We start from the raw sequence: 18,184 nt of genomic DNA, 5'->3' as shown, positions 1-18,184 counted from the left end.
AAGTGCAATGGCAACCGGTACCGTGAAGTGGTTCAACGACGCGAAGGGCTTCGGCTTCATCACCCAGGACGGCGGTGGTGAGGACGTGTTCTGCCACCACACCGCCATCAACATGGACGGCTTCCGCACCCTCGCCGAGGGTCAGAAGGTGGAGTTCGAAGTGACGCGTGGCCCCAAGGGCCTGCAGGCTCAGAACGTTCGCGCCGCCTGAGACGTCGTTGCGATGAGCCCTTCCCCGCGAGGGGCTCACGAACGGAGGCCCGGCCCCTGTCCCCAGGGAACCGGGCCTCTTGCTTTCCGGAGCGTCCCCCGGACGCGCCCGGGCCCGCGCCCGTCACAGGTTCTTCTTGAAGTGCTCCATCACGCGCTCCCACTGGCGCTGCTTCACCAGCGGGTCGGGCACCATGTGCGTCAGGCCGCTCAGCGGGAGCAGCTCGTGCGGCTTGCCGGCGCGGAACAGGGCGTCGCTCAGCTTCAGCGTGTGGAAGAAGTAGACGTTGTCATCCGCGGTGCCGTGGATGAGCAAGAGCTTGCCGATGGGCTTGTCCGCCTTGGCGTAGGTGAGCAGCGAGCTCTTCTCGTACGCCTCGGGGTGCTCCTGGGGCAGGCCCAGGTAGCGCTCGGTGTAGTGCGTGTCGTAGTCGAGCCAGTCCACCACGGGGGCGCCGGACACCGCGGCCTTGAAGACGTCCGGGCGCTTGAGGGCGGCCAGCGCGGCCATGTAGCCGCCGAAGCTCCAGCCCTGGATGCCCACGCGCTTGAGGTCCAGCTCGGGCAGCTCCTTGGCCAGCGCCTGGAGCGCGTCCACCTGGTCATCCAGGGTGACGGTGGCGAAGTCGTACTTCACCTCTCGCTCCCAGGCGGCGCCGCGCAGGGGGGTGCCGCGCACGTCGAACTTCACGACGAGGAAGCCCTGGTCCGCCATCCACTGGGACATCAGGTGCGCGGCCATGCTGTGGTGCACCACGGTGGTGGTGGGGCCGCCGTAGATGTCGACGATGACGGGCAGCTTCTTGCCGGGCTTGAAGTCGCGCGGGCGGGTGATGGACGCCCAGTAGCGCTTGGGGCCCACCTGCCTGAGCTCCGTGTTGGGGACGAAGGGCGGCTCCTGCGCCACCTCCGGCAGCTGGCCCACGCGCGTGCCGTCCGCGCGCAGCACCTCCGTGCGGCTCATGCTCTTGAGACTGGACGTGTTGACGACGAACACCCCGCCGTCGCGCGAGGCGGAGCCACCCTCGATGCCCTCGCCGTTCTTCGTCACGCGCTCGGGCACCCCGCCGTCCTTCACGCGCCAGAACACGCTCTGCGTGGGGTTGGGGCCGCCGTTGAAGAACAGCGTGCGGTCCTTCTGCACGAAGCGCGTCATGCCCCGGAAGCCCGCGTCCGGCTTGACGAAGCTCTTGTCGAGCGAGCCGTCCGCCTTTCGCAGCTCTACCTCCGGGCCGCCGTTGCGCTCGGTGTACCAGAGGAAGCCCGAGCCATCGTCCAGCCACAGCGGGAAGTCCTGGTCCAGGTTGAGCCAGGCCGAATCCTTCTCCACCAGCAGCTCCCGCGTCTTGCCCGTGGCCGGGTCGACGGCGAGCAGCTGCTGCTCCGTCTGGACGCGGTTCTGCACCAGGATGGTGAGCGGGCCGCCCTTGGGCCACACCACGGTGGCCAGGTACGGGTACTTCGCCGCGTCCCACTGCACCCACGTCGTCTTGCCACCGGTAACGGCCGTGACGCCCAGGCGCACCTTGGCGTTGGGCTTGCCGGGGCGCGGGTACGCGAAGATTTCGCCGCCGCGCTCGGGGTGCATCACGTCGACGATGGTGAGCTTCTCCACCTCCGAGGTGTCGGACTCGGTGTAGGCGACGCGCCTGGCATCGGGGCTCCACCAGTAGCCGGAGAAGCGGCTCATCTCCTCCTGGGCGACGAACTCGGCCACGCCGTGCGTCTTCTCGGCGGTGCCTCCCTTCGTCACGCGCTGCTCCTTGTTCGCCGCGATGTCGATTCGGTAGACGTCGTTCTCGCGGACGTAGGCCACCTGCTTGCCGTCCTGGGAGAAGCGCGGGTCCAGCACGCCGGGGCCCGTCTTGAGCTCGGTCACCTTGCCGCTCGCGCGCTCGACGACATAGAGCCGGCCGGAGAGCGGGACGAGCAGGCGCGTGCCGTCGTCGGAGATCTGGTACGAGGTGAAGCCCCGGGCGCTGACGCGCATGCGCTCACGGCGGGCCTTCTCCTCGGGGGTGAGCGTCTCCTCGGTGCCCTTGAGCAGCGCCTCGGGGGTGAGCACCTCCTTCACCTCCCCGGTCGCCACGTCGAACGCATAGAGCGTCTGGACGTTGGAGGTGTCCTGGGTGCGCAGGAAGAGGACCTGCTTCTCGTCCGGGGTGACCCGTACGCTCACCGGGCGGCCGCTGGAGAAGTTGCGGGTCTCCGACAGCTGCCTCAAGAAGGGGTCTTGCGAGTGCGCCGTCTGGGGCATGGTGAGGGGCTTCATCTCCTGGGCGTATACGGGCGCGCTCACGAAAATGAGCGCTGCGGCGAGGACCTGGCGCATGCGTAGTCGAACTCCCGCCAGCGGCGGGGCTCCTTTCACGGAAAGGTGCGGGGAAGCCTACACTCGGCCGCCGCGCAAGCTGAGCAAACCCGCGACGGACGCGAGGATTCCCGAGGCATGAAGACCGACGACGACGCCCTGCTCCACCTGCGCCTGGCGGGCATCATCCGGCTGGGGCTGGGAGGCGGCCGGGGGCCGCCGGACGCGTACGTCTTCGACCCCCACCGGCTCGCCCTGCCCTCCTGGGCCATGGCCCTGGGGGACTCCGGGCCCGCCGCGCTGCTCGTCACGCTGGACCGCCACCTGGACGTGGTGGTGCCCCGGAGGCCGGAGGCGGTGCCGGACCGCTCGGCGGGCCTGCGAGCGCTGGATGAGCACGCCCGGTGGGAGTTGGACGTGCGCAACTACGACCACATCCTCGCGGCGATGGAGGCGGGGCTGGTGGGGGATGCGTTGTTCATCGCCCGGACGCGGCCCCGGGGCGCCTTCGCGGGGGACACCTACGTGGACACGCGAGGCCGCTCGCACCGACTGGTGGTGGTGCCCACGGTGGACCGCGCGTCCGAGGCGTGGAGCCACCCTGCTCCGGGTGACGCGGTGCGGGACGTGCTGGAGGACGCGGAGCGGGTGCTGCTGGACGTGGACCTGGACTGCTTCACCTCGCTGAGCGACGCGGACCCGACGACGGTGCTGCCCTGGCCGCGCGCCATCATCCGAGAGTTCCTCCTGCCCGACGGCTCCGAGCCCTTCTGGGACGCGGTGCTCCAGCGCGCGGTGGCGCTGACGCTCGCGAGGGAGCCGCACCACTGCGGCGGACTGCTCGCGTCCGGGGAGCTGTTCCGGGATGTCGCCGAGGTGTTGTTCCGGGAGCTCTTGCGCGTCGAGCCGCCGTGAGCGGCTACAGCGGTGAGTCGAGGAAGCTGGGGCGCAGGTCCGTCACCTGGCCGCCGGCGAACGTGAAGCGGCTGCCGATGGGAGGCCGGTCGCCGTTGAGCACGTAGCCGAAGTCGATTCGGAACGGGTTGACGTTGAACTGAGGGAAGAGCAGCCGCAGGCCCACGCCCACGGACGTCACCATGTCCGGCCTGTCGTTGAACGCGCTGCCCGAGTCGAGGAAGAGCACGCCGCCCACGTGCACGGTCTTGATGACCAGCGGCGCGGTGCGGTACTCCACGTTCACGAGCAACATCCGCTTGCCGGAGTACTCGTCCGCGGGCGCGCCGCGAAGGCCGTTGCCTCCACCGAGGAGCGTCACCCGGTCGAACAGGTCGTCGATGTTGACGTCCAGCAGGCCGCGCGCGACGAAGCGTCCTCCGAGCACCTTGGGCGACACCTGCGTCAGCTCCGCGGCCCAGTGGCGGTTGTTCCAGGTCGCCGCGTCGCCCATCTGTCGACGGATGGAGCCGGAGGCGGCGACAGTGGTGAGCGCCTCGCCCCAGCGCAGGCGGTAGCGCGCGGCCAGCCCTGCCTCCGTGAAGTGCGTGTCGTCACCGAAGACGGGCGGCGCGTAGCGCAGCGTCGCGGAGAGCCAGTGCCCCATCTGGTAGTCCTCGGAGAGGACATAGGAGTCCACGTCGCGGAGGACTTCGTAGCGGGCCTCGAAGGCGCGCAGGGACATGGACACGTAGCCCGCGTCCTCGGCGCGCGGCAGGTAGTTGCGCCGGAACCAGGCGGACTGGTCCTCGGTCAACATCGACGACCTCGGCGGGTCGTAGGCGTAGTGGTACGCGCCCACGGAGCCGCTCAGGTTGAGCTTGTAGCGCAGGCCGAAGGAGCGCGTGTACGAGGCCGCGCCCGCGACCTCCTCCGTCCGGTACACGTAGGGCACCGTCGGGCCACCGGGGAACGGGAGCTGCCAGATGTCCGCGCCCCGGTAGACGCGATTGGTCTCCACGTTCCACGCCACGGATGAGCTGACGCTCCACGGCGTCGACAGCGAGTAGAGGGGCCGGCTCACGGAGACGCTGCCCCGCGAGCCCTCGGCCTGGCCGCTCTCGCGTCCGATGATGATGGCGGCGGACTCGGTGAACGACCAGCGACTGCCCAGCACGCGCGGGTCGGTGTAGCTCTGTCCGAGGCTGAGCGTGTCCAGGCGCAGGATGAAGTCCACCGCGAGCTTCTTGCCCCGGCCCAGGAAGTTCTGCTCCGTGCCCTGCAGCCGCAGGTACTGGAGCAGCGAGCCGACCGCGGAGAAGTCGCTGTTGAGTCGTAGCGACCAGATGTCCTTGGTGACGACGAGCAGCGACACCGTGCCGGGCGTCTTGCCGACGAGCGGGACGACTCGCACCACGGAGAACAGGCGCAGTGCGCGCAGGTTGCGCGCCGTCTCCTCCGCGAGGCGCGTGGAGTAGGGCTGACCGAGCGGCAGCAGCACCTCGCGCCGGACGACCTCGTCGCGCGTGCGCACGTGGAAGATGTTGAGGAAGTCAGGATACGGGTCGCTCTCGGCCACCACCTCCTCGGTGTCCACGAGCACATCCGAGAGCGGCTTTCCTTCCGGGGAGGGGTCCACCTGGCGGCCATGCCGGACGAGCGACTCGACGACGAGGGCCTCCTCGTAGTTCTCCTGCGTCAGCCCGGGTGCGCGCGCGGGTGGAGGCTCCACCGTGGCGCCCTCGGGCTGCTCACCCTGCTGTGTCGCGACGGGCGCGTCCGGCGGCGGAGTCGCGACGACGGGAGCCGGTGTCTCGGAGACGGGCTCCGCCAGTTCGCTTTGCTGCGTCACGCCCAGTAGCGGCGACGCAACGGCGGGAGTCGGGGTCTCCGAGACGGGCTCCGCCAGTTCGCTTTGCTGCGTCGCGACGAGCGCGACCCGTGGCGGAGACGCAACGACAGGCGCCCGCTTCTCGGGGCTGGGGGCCGCCTGCACGCCCTGTGGCGTCGCGACAAGCGCGGCAGGTGACAGCAACGCGACGACAGGCTCCGCCTGGAGTGGAGTCAGGGCAAGAGGAACGACGATGAGGGCAACCAGTGGTAGCGCCACCCCACCATCCTGGCATGCGCCGCATTCCTGGCGAGCATCTTCATCGCGGGAAGCTCGGATGGCGCGGTTCGTCGACGTCGGCCCCCTCCGTGATGTCCGGGCTATCGCTCGGGCGAGAACCGCCCAGGTCCAAGGACCCCAGACAGCACCACCACGTGCACGGAGCACCTCCTTCGGTGCGGCTCCTGGCGCGGGCCTCTCGGTGGTGGCTGTCGCCCGAGTCGCAGGACGACCAGGGCCCTGTGTCGGAACCGAATCCGCCGCGCGGAGCCTCCCGAGCAACGGGCCCGCTGGCAGCACGCTCGCCGTCGAAAACCCTCGGGAAATGCCGCTGTAATACCGCGCGAAAGGTGGCGTCTTCCTCGATGAACGGTGGGTCGCGGCTCGTGGGTCCTCGAGCGCTCGCCCCCGGAGCCATCCATTCCTGGAGGTCCCTTTCCCCATGTCGGGTTCACACAGCCACGCGCCCACGTCACACGGCCGAGCCTTCGCGCTCGGCGTCACGCTCAACCTGGCCTTCGTGGCCATCGAGGCGCTGTACGGCTTCCTCTCCGGCTCGCTGGCGCTGCTCGCGGACGCGGGCCACAACCTGAGCGACGTGCTGGGGCTCGTGCTCGCCTGGGGCGCCAGCATCCTCGCCCGACGCCAGCCCACCGAGCGGCGCAGCTACGGCCTGCGCGGTGCCTCCATCCTCGCGGCCCTCTTCAACGCGCTCATCCTGCTGGTCGCTGTCGGCGCCATCGGCTGGGAAGCCCTCCGCCGCTTCGGCGAGCCAGCGCCCGTCGCCAGCCTCACCGTCATGAGCGTCGCGGGCATCGGCGTCGTCATCAACACCGCCACGGCCCTGCTGTTCTGGAAGGGGCGCAGGAACGACCTCAACGTGCGGGGCGCGTTCCTGCACATGGCGGCCGACGCGGGCGTGTCGCTCGCCGTGGTGCTCAGCGGCGCGCTCATCTACTTCACGGGGCAGGCGTGGCTGGACCCGGTGGTGACGCTCGGCATCGCGCTGCTCATCCTCGTCAGCACGTGGAGGCTGCTGGTGGACTCCTTCAACCTCGCGCTGCAGGCCGTTCCCGCGAACATCGACCTGGGCGCGGTGCGAAGCCTCATGACGCAGGCGCCCGGCGTCACCGGCGTGCACGACCTCCACGTCTGGGCCTTGAGCACCACCGAGTCGGCCCTCACCGCCCACCTCGTGGTGGATGCGCCGTCCGGTGACGAGGCGCTCGTCCCCTCGCTGAAGGCCCGGCTGCACGACACGTTCGGCATCGAGCACGTCACACTCCAACTCGAACCCGCGCTCGCCGCGACCTGCCACCCCTGCGCCCCTGGTGACACCCGCCACGCCGCATGCGCCTGACGGCACCGTGCGAGTCCGGCCCCGCCGCCGACCTCGACTCCCTCGCCCTGACGATGCCCCCCTCGCCAGCGCCCCGCCGAGACCTCCGATGACCCCGACCCTGCGAACCCACTTCGACCTCGAGCTGCGCCGCGCCGAGCAAGCCCATGCACGCGGTGCCCATCAAGACGCCTGGCGCTTCCTGGAGCGCGCCCACGTCCTGAGTCAGGCCCATGCGTGGCCCCACCTGCGCGTCCACGGCGCCATGTTCCGTTGGGCCGTTCGACACGGAGACTGGCGGGAGCTGCTCGGACAGTTGCCGCGACTCATCCTGGCCGCGCCGGGCTCGTGGCTCGGTCGCGCGCCGCTGGGCAACACGGGCGGCGCCAACGTGGGCATCTTCACACCCATGGACATCCCCGAGGACCTCCGCGCCATCCTGACCGCGCGATAACTCCCCGCGTCGAAGTGACATCCCGCGTCGAACGGCCTTCGACCAAGGCCCGTGACGAACGCGGCACGCGATGCGGGCACGGACTGACGCTAGGCTCCCGCGCGGGTGGAGTCACTCCACCTGGGGGGCACGCCGCATGACCACGTCGGACGCCGCGCACCGTCAGCCATCATCTCGCCTGCCGAAATCGCTTCCGGAGCTGCAGGCCCTGCGCGCATGGCGCGAGCCCATCTCCGGCCCCGCGCACTTCCACGTGGAGCCGACAGACATCTTCGTCGCCACCTATCCCAAGTGCGGAACCACGTGGACGCAGCAAATCGTCCACGGCCTGCGCACGCGCGGCGACATGGGCTTCGAGGAGATCTCCCTCGTCGTCCCGTGGCTGGAGAGCCCACCCCTCCCGGGCGTCGACCTCGCGGGGCCCCAGGTCGCGAAACCGCGCGCGTTCAAGACGCACCTGCATTGGGAGCGGGTGCCGAAGGGCGGGCGCTACATCCACGTGATGCGAGACCCGGCGGACACGCTCACGTCCTTCTACCACTACGTGAACGGCTGGATGTTCGAGCCCGACTCCGTCAGCGTGGAGGAGTTCTGCTTCGGCATCTTCCTGAAGGACGCGCGCTTCGGCCGCTATTGGGAACACCTGCGCGCCTGGTGGAGCGTCCGCGAGCGCGACGACGTGCTGCTGCTCGCCTACGAGGACATGAAGGAGGACCTGGCGTCCGCGGTCCGACGCATCGGCGCCTTCATGGGCATCCCCCTGGACGACGCGCTCGTCGCGCTCGTGACGAAGCAGTCCACCTTCGAGTTCATGCACGCGCACGAGTCCCAGTTCGACGACCACCCGACGACCGAGGCCGTCAATCGACTCACCGCGCTCCCACCCGAGGTCCAGACCACCAAGGTCCGAGCCGGCCGCGTGGGAGACTCCTCGGAGCTGTCCGCGGCGGTGCACGACGCGCTCGCCGCGACCTGGCGCGCGGACATCGAGGTGCCACTCGGAATCCCCTCCTATGCACGGCTTCGCCAGCAACTGCGGTCATCCCCACCCGCTCAAGCCCGGACGAGGCGCTCGTAGCCCAGCGCCTCCAGCACGTCCTCATGACCCGCGAGCGCCGTGTTGATCTCCTCCAGGTCCGCGGCGCTCATGCGTCCGAGCGAGTCCCCGTTGAAGTCACGGATGGTGCTGCGCTCGCCCATGATGTCGAACGCGCGGCCGACATCCAGCCGCCCCAGCTCCGGGATGTACTCGAGGATTCTCGCGGCGATGGTCTCCGGGGACTGACAGAGGTCCTCGTACCGGAAGAAGAGCGAGCCTCGCAGCACGGCCCGGTTGCGGAGCTGCAGCCGGCTGGAGCGCACCCAATGCGCCGTCGCGACGGACAGCGGATAGCCGCGCTTGCGCCGCACGCCCTCGGCGAAGGCATACGGACTGCGCACCGAGACGATGAACCGCGCGGGCGCGAACTGCTCCTGCAACAGCGGCGCGGCCATCACCATGGGCGGGCTCTTCTCCACGAGCACCGCCTTGCCCAAGTCCCACGCGCGATGCCAGACAGCCTTGATGCGCTCCCAGTGGTAGCGCTGGGGGTCCGCGAACTTCGCCTCGTTCGTCGTCCAGTTGCGAAGCTCGTCCGACTCGGTGTCGGGGATGGGCATCGCCTCCGGGTCATCCCGGTGCACCAGCCACTGTCCCTCGTGGTTCATCGAGTCGAAGACGGAGACCTGGTCCGACGTGGCCAGCAGCCGCACCAGCAACGTGCTGCCGCTGTTGTTCGGACAGATGACGAATGTGTACAGCGGCGACCTGCGCACCACCTGCTCCACGAATCACCCCCGGGACCGGAGGGCAGGCGTCTCACGAATCGAGCACCCACGTCATGACGAGACGCGGCGAACCCTCGCGAATCCCCGCTCCCGCGCCGCCAGTCGCGTGACGCCCCAGAACCCCAGCGCCACGGCGGCGATGGTCGCCCCCTGCACGCACACGCCCACCCAACCCGCGTGCGCGAACACCACCGTGGACGCGAGCGAGCCCGCGCCACTGCCGATGGAATAGAAGACCATGTAGCCCGCCACCAACCGGCTGCGCGCCTCCGGGCGGACCGCGTACAGCTCGCTTTGGTTCGTCACATGCAACGCCTGGATGGCCAGGTCCAGACCGATGATTCCCAACCCCAGCGCCCACAGCGACTGGTGCGTCTGCGTCAGCACGATGGGAACCCACGACACCAGCAGCAGCCCGAGCGCGAACAGCGTCGTCCGATTCCCGAAGCCCCGGTCCGCCAGCCGCCCCGCCCTCGACGCCCCCAGCGCGCCCGCGACCCCCGCGAGGCCGAACAGGCCCACCTGCGTGTGCGAGAGCGAGAACGGCGGCGCCGCCAGCAGCAGCACCATCGGCGTCCACAAGGTGCTGAACGCGGCGAAGCCCAACAGCGCGAGCACCGCGCGGACCCGCAGCACGGGCTCCTCCACGAACAGCGTGAGCACCGAGCGCAGCAGCTCCGGATAGGACAGCCGCGTGCGCGCACGCTCGCGAGGCAGCACCCGCAGCAGCGCCAGCGCCACGAGCAACGTCGCGCCCGCCGACACGAGATAGACGGAGCGCCACCCGGCGACATCGGACAGGAAGCCCGCCACGGTGCGCGCCATCAGGATGCCTATCACCACCCCGCTCGTCACCAGCCCCACCACGCGGCCCCGCTCGGCAGGCGACGCGAGCGACGCGGAGAACGCCACCAACACCTGCGTGACGACCGCGAGCAGCCCCACCACCGCCAGCGCGCCGAGCAACACCGCGCCCGAGGGCGCCAGCCCCACCAGCGTCAACGCCGCCACCGACAGCAGCATCTGCAGGGCGACCAGCCGACGCCGCTCCACCAGGTCTCCCAGCGGCACCAGGAGCAACAGCCCCAACCCGTACCCCACCTGCGTGACAGTGACGACCACGCCCACCGTCGCGGGTTGCAACCCCAGCTCCCGCGCCATCGCATCCAACAACGGCTGCGCGTAGTAGACGTTGGCGACGGCCAGCCCGCAGGCCACCGCCAACAACCCCGTCACCGCGCCCGACAGCCCGGGCGCCCCCCTGCCCGCAGGCTCCGCCACCTTGGACTCCCGTCGCATCCACCACCTGCCCGCATCTGGTTTCAAAATGAAACCAGCGGGGAGTTAACGGGCCGGAGGGGATGTGGCAACCTCCGTTTCCGAATGGCGCAGCGAAAACCCCACAGCCAGGCCGAGTGCCCCGTCGAGCGGACCGTGGACATCCTCGGTGACGAGTGGTCCCTGCTCATCCTCCGGGACGTGTTCGACGGCCTGCGCCGCTTCGGAGAGCTCCAGAAGAACCTGGGCGTGGCGCGCAACATCCTCTCCGGCCGCCTGCGCAACCTGGTCGCGCACGGCATCCTGGAGACGGTGGCCGCGTCCGACGGGAGCGCGTTCCACGAGTACGCGCTGACGCCCAAGGGCAAGGACCTGTTCCAGGTCATCGTGGCCCTGCGGCAGTGGGGCGAGCACCACTGCTTCCAACCCGACGAGCCCCGCTCCCGACTGGTCGACACGGAGCACGGCAGGCCGGTGCGCCCCCTGGAGCTGCGCGCCGAGGACGGCCGGCCCCTGGCGTGCTCGGACGCCGTCGTGAAGAAGGTGTCCGAGCAGAAGCCGCGCAGGAAGCGCTGAGCGCTACGCCTCGGACTGCACCTCGATGGTCGGCTCCATCACCACCTCGGCGGTGATGCTCTGGCCGATGAAGCAGTACTTGTGCGCCTTCACGAACATCTCGCGCACCTTCTCCACGTCCGTGCCCGGCGCCACGCGGATGAGCGGCGCGAGGCGGACCTTGTTCACCCGCTTCACCTTCTCCACCGTGTCGAGGAACACCGTCACCTGGTCCTCGTACGAGCGCACATCCAGCCGCAGCTTCTTCGCCAGCGCCAGGAACGTGAGCAGGTGGCACTGCGCCACCGAGGCCCCTAGCAGGTCCTCCGGATTCCAGCGCGAGTCCTCACCGCCATACCCCGTCCCCGCGCTCACCAGGATGTCCGGCTTGCCATCCGTGCCAGCCACCGCGTTGCGGCTGTACTCGCTCGCGGTGGAGCCCTTCCACGTGAGCCTCAGCGGAAATCCTTCCACGTCCTGCCTCCTTGCGTTGCGTGTGTCCTCGGGCCCGAGCATAGGAGCCCCGCGTCGTTCCGGCTCGACTGTCGCACCGGCTCACTCCATCGAGGGAGCCCGTCCCCTACGCGGCGTCCGGACTTCCGTCATCCGCCGCGCAGGTCCGCGCCCTTCGGCACGGGCAGCTTCTCCCCGCGCGCAATCGCCGAGACGATGCGCGCGAGCTTCTCCACGCCGTCCGACAACGCCGCGGGGCCCGGCTGCAGGATGAGGCTGCTCTTCACCTCGTAGAGCTGGTCTTCCACCACCGCCGTCACCTTCTCCCAGCCCGGACGCGCGGCAATCTTGTCCCGCTTCGCCTTGCGGCCACACCAGCTGGCGATGACGCCGTCGGGGTTCCTGCGCGCCACCTCCTCGGGCTCGAAGATGCGCCCCTTCGCGCCCTGCGACGCGCGCGACTCGCGGCACACGTCCTCGCCGCCCACCAGCTCCACCAGCTCCGAGCACCAGCGGATGCCGGAGATGAGCGGCTCGTGCCACTCCTCGAAGAAGATGCGCGGCCGGCGCGGCAGCGCTTCCGCCGCGTCCGCGTGGCGCGTGAGGTTCGCCGTCAGCTCCTCCGCCAGCTTCTCCGCCGCCTCCGCGCGCCCCACCAGCGCGCCCGTCAGCCGCACCGACTGGAGGATCTCCGCCACCGAGCGCTGGTTGAACAGGTACACGGGCACGCCCCGCTTGCACAGCTCGCGGCCCAGGTCCGCCTGCAAGTCGGAGAAGCCCAACACCAGGTCCGGTTTGAGCTCCAAGATGCGCTCGAAGTTGGCGTCCAGGAACGACGACACCCGGGGCTTCTTGCGCGCCTCCGGCGGCCGCACCGTGAAGCCAGACACCCCCACCACCAGCTCCCCCGCGCCGATGCGGTAGAGCACCTCCGTCGTCTCCTCCGTCATGCACACCACCCGCCGGGGGTAGGCGGGCGCGCTGGAAAGCAACTCGGTCAGGTGGACGCTCATCCCGCCACCCTAACCGCGCGCACCCTCTTCGCGGAGGCTTCATGAAATCCCGAAAACCTTGTTCCACACTCCGAGTCGCTCACGCTCCCGCCCCCCAGTCCGCGTCTGCCGGCTGATCCACCGGCCGCGTGTCCGGTGCCGGACGTTGCGGCGCCCGGGCCGGTTTCTCGGCCGTTGATGCACTGCGCCAACCTGGCAGGTCGCTTGGGCAGTGGACGATTGCGGTGTTAGCATCCGCACGCATGTTCGACCGGAGCGTCGTGTGCCTTCCCGGTCGGTGGGGGCAGACATGATTGAAAACAACGCCCCGACGAATGGCGCGCCGCCCGACATGGTGGATCCGCTGCTGGGGCGCGTCCTCAACGAGCGCTTCCGCATCCTGGAGACCCTGGGCGCCGGAGGCATGGGCCGCGTCTACAAGGCGGTGCAGGCGCCGCTGGACCGGCTGGTCGCGCTGAAGGTCCTCAATCCCCACTACAACGACGAGGGCAAGGACCCGGGCTTCCAGAAGCGCTTCTTCCTGGAGGCCAGCGTCACCGCGAAGCTGCGCCACCCCAACACCGTCACCGTCATCGACTACGGCAAGACGGACGACGGCATCTACTACATCGCGATGGAGTACCTGGACGGGCTCACGCTCGGCCAGCTGCTCACGCAGGTGGGCCCGCTGCCGTGGGCGCGCGCGCTCAACATCACGCAGCAGATCGCCCGCTCGCTGCGCGAGGCGCACAAGGTCGGCCTCATCCACCGCGACCTGAAGCCCGCCAACGTGATGGTCCTCAACCAGGAGACGGACCACGACATCGTCAAGGTGCTCGACTTCGGCCTGGTGAAGTCCTTCATCGGCGACGCGGACGTGCCGCAGGACACGTCGCTCACCCAGGCGGGCATCATCCTGGGCTCGCCGCAGTACATGGCGCCGGAGCAGGCGCGCAACGTCGCCGACCCGCGCAGCGACGTGTACAGCATGGGCGTGGTGCTCTATCAGATGCTGATGGGCCAGCCGCCCTTCCTGGCCGCGCAGAGCATCGACGTCATCGTCAAGCACATCAACGAGCCCCCTCCCGCCTTCGGCGCCGTCTGGGCCAGCCATGGCGTGCCCGCGGAGGTGGAGGCGCTCGTCATGAAGTGCCTCGCCAAGATTCCCTCCGAGCGCTACCAGTCCATGGACGAGGTGCTGGAGGCCATGCGCCGCCTGTCGCACGTGGTGGGCGTCAGCGGCGTCTTCAGCGGCCCGCGCCTGACGGGCACCGGCAGCGGTCCTCGCAGCGGCCCCATCAGCGGGCCGGTGAACGCCGCCGGCTCCGGCCCCAGCACCATGGCGCTGGACATCGCCGTGGAGGAGCCGGCCGCGAAGTCCGGCAAGGGCCTGCTGCTGCCCCTGGCCATCCTCGGCGGCGCCATCGTGATCGGCGGCGGACTCTTCGCGGTGGCCATGATGATGCGCGAGCCCAAGCTCAAGCCGCTGCCGCCCGACTACGCCGCCACCCAGGCCGCCCTGCCCAAGGCGCCCGCCGCGCCCGCGAAGACGGCCCCGGGCCCGGCGGCCATCGCCGTGGACGACGAGCTGGCGCTGGCGCCGCTGGTGCCCGGCAACGTGCCCTCCGTGGTCTTCACCATCGAGAGCGAGCCCATGGGCGCCCGGGTGCGCGCGGGGAACAAGGACCTGGGTGTCACCCCCGTGAAGTACAAGGTCCGGCAGGACGGTGAGGGCCTTGCGAGCGCGGAGCTGACCTTCACGCTGGAGGGCTACCAGCCCCTCACGGTGAAGGCCGAGGGCACCGGCACCGAACAGACCATCCGCCACAGGCTCAAGAAGAAGCCGACTGCGCCGGCCCGCCCCCAACGGCCCGCTGAGTCGCGCGACAATTTCAAGGACAACCCCTACTAGTGAAACACTTCAAATCCCTTCGTCGAGTGGGCCTCGTGGCGCTGTGTCTTTGCGCGTCGCAGGCCCTGGCGGACGCACGCCTGGAAGCCCGTCGCCACTTCCGCACCGGCATGAGCCTCATCGCCCGGAAGGAGTACGACCAGGGCATCGCCGAGCTGGAGCAGGCGTACGCCATCAAGCCGCACCCCAACGTCCTCTTCAACATCGCGCGCGCGTACCAGGACGCGGGCCGCTCCGCGGAGGCGCTGGAGACCTACCGGCGCTACCTGGCGAGCAACCCGCCCGACGCGGCCACGGTGGAGACCACCGTCGCGGCGCTGGAGGCGAAGCAGCGCGAGGCGGAGGCCGCCGCCGGCGCGACGGACAACTCCGCGCTGCCCATGCCGCCGCCCCCCGCGAGCGTCCAGTCCCAGCAGCAGCTGGCGGGGCTCCTGGAGCGGCTGGAGAAGGCCATCGAGCGCGCGGAGTCCATGCCCTCGGGCCCCGCGACGCCCGCGCCCTCCACGTACGTGCCCTCCGTGCTGCCCGGCGTGTCCGAGGCGGCCACGGGCGACGACGGCGCGGTGCCCTACGAGGAGCGCGTGGTGACGGCCAGCCGCCGCGCCCAGTCCTCGCTGGAGGCGCCCAACGCCACCACCGTCATCACCGCGGAGGACATCCGCCTGTCGGGCGCCACCAGCCTGCCGGAGCTCTTGCGGCGCGTGCCGGGCGCGGACGTGATGTCGCTGGGCATCGGCAGCGCCAACGTGTCCATGCGCGGCTTCAACCAGCGCATCGCCAACAAGGTGCTCGTGCTCGTCGACGGCCGCACCGAGTACCAGGACTTCCTCGGCCTGACGCTCTGGTCGTCCATCCCCATCGGCCTGGATGAAATCGAGCGCATCGAGGTCATCCGCGGCCCGGGCAGCGCGCTCTACGGCGCCAACGCCATGTTGGGCGTCATCAACATCATCACCCAGGCCCCCGGCTCCGGCCCCCGCGCGCGCTTCACCGTGACGGGCGGCACCGGCCACAGCGTGGCGGGCTCGTTCCTGAGCCACGGCAGCTCCGGGGCGCTGCGCTACCGCGCGTCGGTGGCGTACTCGCAGGCGGACAAGTGGAGCCGCGACTACGCCAGCGACCGGCCGGACATCGTGCTCAGGGACCCGGACCCGGACATCGGCATGCGCGGGGCCCGGGCCACGCTGTCCACGGTGTACAGCTTCGCGGAGGGCCGCACGGTGGGCCTGTCCGGCGGCGTGCACCGCTACGCGACGGAAATCTACCCGCTGGGCCTTCTGCGCAACTACTTCATGGACGGCCTCAACGCGTACGCCAAGGGCGACGTGGAGCTGGGGCCGCTGAAGCTCAAGACGTTCTGGAACCACATCTCCGGCAGCGCCGGTCCCCAGTACGAGCCCATCGGTCAGCGCTCGCTGGGCACGGAGGTCAGCTCCAACCTGTTCAACGCGGAGCTGCTCTTCGCGCGCGCCTTCCACCTGGGCGGCGAGCACCAGCTCAACGTCGGCGTGGAGGGCCGCCTCAAGCGCGTGGGCTGGGACTACCTGGGCCCCTTGCGTGAGGAGGTCCACGCCGCCGCCTTCGTGCAGGACGAGTGGCGGCTGGCGGACCCGCTGCGCCTCATCGCCAGCTACCGCGTGGACCGGCACCCGCTGCTGGACGGGGGCTCGCCGGGCCTGGCGCACTCGCCGCGCGTGTCCGCGCTGTTCATGCCCGTGGAGGGCCACGCGTTCCGCATCAGCGCGGCGTCCGCCTTCCGCGAGCCCACGTTCCTGGAGAGCTACACGCGGCTGCTCGTCCCCGTGCAGGGCGTCAACGGCGCCAGCGCGCTGACGACGGGCAACACGGCCCTGCGCCCCGAGCGCCTCACCGCCTTCGAGCTGGGCTGGCGCGGCGAGTCCGCGGAGCTGGGCATGGACTGGGACGTGGCCCTGTACCAGAACCGGGTGAAGGACCTCATCGGCCTGTCCAACTTCGAGCGGCTGCCGGTGGGCGAGTCCTACGACGCGGCCACGGGCAACTACCTCATCGGCCGCTCGCGCTTCGTCAACGAGGACTCCATCTACACCGCGCGCGGCGCGGAGGCCGGCCTCACGCTGGCCCTCATCGACGGCCTGGGCATCAAGGCGAGCGCCGCCTTCCAGACGGTCTCCTCGGACCTGGAGGACAAGGCGGAGTGCGGCCCGTGCAGCCAGGTGCCGCAGCTCAAGCTGTACGGCGGCGTCACCTACCGCACCCAGGCGGACCTCGAGTTCGGCGTGGACCTGGCCTACACCTCGTCCACGACCTGGATTGAGCGCGAGCCCGCGGCGGCGGACCCGACCCGCATCGAGCTGGCCTCCAACCCGCTGGGCGCCCACACCATCATCAACGCGCGCGTGGGCTACACGGCGGTGAAGAACCTGGTGGACGTGGCGCTCATCGGCAGCCAGCTGGGCGCCGCGCACTCCCAACACCCCTTCGGCAACCGCATCGAGCGGCGCGTCTACGCGACGCTGACGGTGACTCCATGAGCCGCACCTCCTCGTTCAAGCACTCCGCGCTCGTCGCGCTCGCCTCGTCCCTGCTCGTGCTGGGCTGTGAGTCCCCGTCCGTGGTCCCCACGGCGGACGGCCAGCAGGCCCTGCACACCGCCCGCATCGAGGGCAGCCTCGTCGTGCAGTCGGCCCTCCGGGGCAACGCGGTGGTGTTCCTCTACGACGTGGAGAAGCGCCCGCTGCCGCCGCCCCAGGGCAGCGGTCGTCCGGTGGCCTTCACCGTCATCCCCGCGGCGCAGCTGTTCGGCCCGGCGCTCGGCACCCACTCGCCCGGCCCCTTCACCGCGCCCTTCGCGTTCAGCCTGGTGGGCGCGGGCAAGTACATGCTGCGCGGCTTCATCGACGTGGACACCTGCGCGACGGGCGTCACGCCCTGCCACGTCCCCGACTTCAACCCCTGGTACGGCGTCACCAGCGAGCCCAACACGGGCGACATCGGCGGCGCCGCGGTGGACCTGACCAACGGCCAGCCGCTGGTCCTGGAGGTCACCAAGGACGAGGAGGGCCATCCGCAGCCGCTCACCAACGTCACGGTGAGCTTCTCGCAGGCCACCGCGCAGGTGCCGGTGGACCGGCCCGCCTTCCAGGTCACCGTCGCCGGCGGCGGAGACAACACCCTGGCGGCGGGCGGGCCCATGAAGGTGCTGCGGCTGACGCCGCAGGTGGTGGAGGCCAGCCCGGTGACGCAGCGGCCCAAGGCCTTCCTCGTCAGCTACGTGGACGCCAACCGCGACGGCGTGCCGGACGACGCCAACCGCGACGGGGTGCCGGATGTCTGGCCGCGCGTCGTGGTGCGCAAGCTGGCGGATGAGCCGGGCCTGCTCGAGGACAACGACAAGGACCGCGACAGCGTCCTCGACGCGGACGGCATCGACTACCTGCGCGCCGACGGCACCCGTGACGGCAGGCCGGACCTGGTGGTGCTCGCGGCGGGGCTGGTGATGGACCCCATCCTCGCGGCGCTGACGGATGAGAACGGTCAGCCCCGGATGACGCCCGTCCCCCTGGCGGAGCTCCAGGTGGCCGTGCAGCCCATCGCCCTGGATGCCAGCGACGCGGCCGCCCCGGCCCGTCTGGACGGGCTGCCGAAGGGTCGCTACTCCGTGGTGCTGATCCAATCCACGGGGCAGACGTGGCGGGTCCCCAACGAGCTCGCCCCGCCGCTGGCGGCGAGCATCGGGATTCCGGGCGTCGAAAGTCAGGCCTTCGTGCTTGAGGTCCCCTGAGCCCCACCTCGTGGCGCGCAAGGGTGTGCGACGCCCCACATCGGGAAAAAAGAGAGGAAGGACGGTGCTTTGACTTCGCCATGTCC

Annotated in this window: 15 protein-coding genes; 9 read left to right on the top strand and 6 right to left on the bottom strand. The window is 70.3% G+C overall.

Translation table 11 applies throughout. From position 1 onward, the window contains the following. The first annotated feature begins 7 nt into the window (after window positions 1-7). A complete protein-coding gene (locus K8625_RS01350) occupies window positions 8-211 on the top strand; it encodes a cold-shock protein (RefSeq protein WP_141332297.1) in 204 nt (67 codons plus the stop codon). Window positions 212-334: 123 nt separating this feature from the next. On the opposite strand, the gene K8625_RS01345 is transcribed toward K8625_RS01350, so the two are convergent. Further along, the gene (locus K8625_RS01345) at window positions 335-2,542 is read right to left on the bottom strand and encodes an alpha/beta fold hydrolase (RefSeq protein WP_223748413.1); all 2,208 of its coding nucleotides are present in this window, start codon (window positions 2,540-2,542) and stop codon (window positions 335-337) included. Between the two features lie 117 nt (window positions 2,543-2,659). Here K8625_RS01345 and K8625_RS01340 point away from each other — a divergent pair, with 117 nt between their 5' ends. Continuing rightward, window positions 2,660-3,436, top strand: coding sequence for a UPF0489 family protein (locus K8625_RS01340; RefSeq protein WP_223781623.1), 777 nt, complete (start codon window positions 2,660-2,662; stop codon window positions 3,434-3,436). 4 nt (window positions 3,437-3,440) lie between these two features. Here K8625_RS01340 and K8625_RS01335 read toward each other — a convergent pair whose 3' ends face one another. Then, window positions 3,441-5,267 (bottom strand): BamA/TamA family outer membrane protein, encoded by a 1,827-nt coding sequence (locus tag K8625_RS01335; protein ID WP_370640365.1) that lies wholly within the window; start codon window positions 5,265-5,267, stop codon window positions 3,441-3,443. Between the two features lie 700 nt (window positions 5,268-5,967). Between K8625_RS01335 and K8625_RS01330 the strand changes: the two genes are divergently transcribed. From K8625_RS01330 to K8625_RS01320, 3 genes are all read left to right on the top strand, one after another. Further along, window positions 5,968-6,885, top strand: coding sequence for a cation diffusion facilitator family transporter (locus tag K8625_RS01330; protein WP_223781622.1), 918 nt, complete (start codon window positions 5,968-5,970; stop codon window positions 6,883-6,885). A gap of 88 nt (window positions 6,886-6,973) precedes the next feature. Next, the gene (locus tag K8625_RS01325) at window positions 6,974-7,318 is read left to right on the top strand and encodes a DUF3703 domain-containing protein (protein ID WP_223781621.1); all 345 of its coding nucleotides are present in this window, start codon (window positions 6,974-6,976) and stop codon (window positions 7,316-7,318) included. A 136-nt stretch (window positions 7,319-7,454) separates the two neighbouring features. Next, window positions 7,455-8,396: a sulfotransferase domain-containing protein gene (locus tag K8625_RS01320; RefSeq protein WP_223748409.1), complete on the top strand. Its 942-nt coding sequence runs from the start codon at window positions 7,455-7,457 to the stop codon at window positions 8,394-8,396. Here K8625_RS01320 and K8625_RS01315 read toward each other — a convergent pair. Next, window positions 8,372-9,133: a sulfotransferase gene (locus tag K8625_RS01315; protein ID WP_223748408.1), complete on the bottom strand. Its 762-nt coding sequence runs from the start codon at window positions 9,131-9,133 to the stop codon at window positions 8,372-8,374. The two genes, K8625_RS01320 and K8625_RS01315, sit on opposite strands and share 25 nt — an antisense overlap. 63 nt (window positions 9,134-9,196) lie before the next feature. Then, window positions 9,197-10,444, bottom strand: coding sequence for an MFS transporter (locus K8625_RS01310; RefSeq protein WP_223781620.1), 1,248 nt, complete (start codon window positions 10,442-10,444; stop codon window positions 9,197-9,199). 135 nt (window positions 10,445-10,579) lie between these two features. On the opposite strand from K8625_RS01310, the gene K8625_RS01305 reads away from it, so the two are divergent. Beyond that, window positions 10,580-10,999 carry a helix-turn-helix domain-containing protein gene (locus K8625_RS01305; RefSeq protein ID WP_223748406.1) on the top strand — a complete coding sequence of 140 codons (420 nt, stop codon included), beginning with the start codon at window positions 10,580-10,582 and terminating at the stop codon, window positions 10,997-10,999. Between the two features lie 3 nt (window positions 11,000-11,002). Here K8625_RS01305 and K8625_RS01300 read toward each other — a convergent pair whose 3' ends face one another. Both K8625_RS01300 and K8625_RS01295 read right to left on the bottom strand, forming a co-directional pair. Next, window positions 11,003-11,452, bottom strand: a complete 450-nt coding sequence (locus K8625_RS01300; protein WP_223748405.1) for an OsmC family protein — start codon at window positions 11,450-11,452, stop codon at window positions 11,003-11,005. Window positions 11,453-11,580: 128 nt separating this feature from the next. Further along, window positions 11,581-12,444 (bottom strand): ABC transporter substrate-binding protein, encoded by an 864-nt coding sequence (locus tag K8625_RS01295; RefSeq protein ID WP_223748404.1) that lies wholly within the window; start codon window positions 12,442-12,444, stop codon window positions 11,581-11,583. Between the two features lie 289 nt (window positions 12,445-12,733). Here K8625_RS01295 and K8625_RS01290 point away from each other — a divergent pair, with 289 nt between their 5' ends. The 3 genes from K8625_RS01290 to K8625_RS01280 are packed head-to-tail and all read left to right on the top strand — an operon-like array spanning window position 12,734 to window position 18,098. Further along, window positions 12,734-14,335, top strand: a complete 1,602-nt coding sequence (locus K8625_RS01290; protein ID WP_223781619.1) for a serine/threonine-protein kinase — start codon at window positions 12,734-12,736, stop codon at window positions 14,333-14,335. A 41-nt stretch (window positions 14,336-14,376) separates the two neighbouring features. Further along, window positions 14,377-16,848, top strand: a complete 2,472-nt coding sequence (locus K8625_RS01285; protein WP_223782046.1) for a TonB-dependent receptor domain-containing protein — start codon at window positions 14,377-14,379, stop codon at window positions 16,846-16,848. Then, window positions 16,845-18,098: a hypothetical protein gene (locus K8625_RS01280; RefSeq protein WP_223781618.1), complete on the top strand. Its 1,254-nt coding sequence runs from the start codon at window positions 16,845-16,847 to the stop codon at window positions 18,096-18,098. The genes K8625_RS01285 and K8625_RS01280 overlap by 4 nt, the downstream gene beginning before the upstream one ends. Window positions 18,099-18,184 lie beyond the last annotated feature (86 nt).

Source organism: Myxococcus sp. AS-1-15 (assembly GCF_020037055.1).
GTDB classification, from domain to species: Bacteria; Myxococcota; Myxococcia; order Myxococcales; family Myxococcaceae; genus Myxococcus; species Myxococcus fulvus.
The sequence above is the reverse complement of the archived record's forward strand: the minus strand, read 5'-3'. Positions and strand labels throughout refer to the sequence as shown.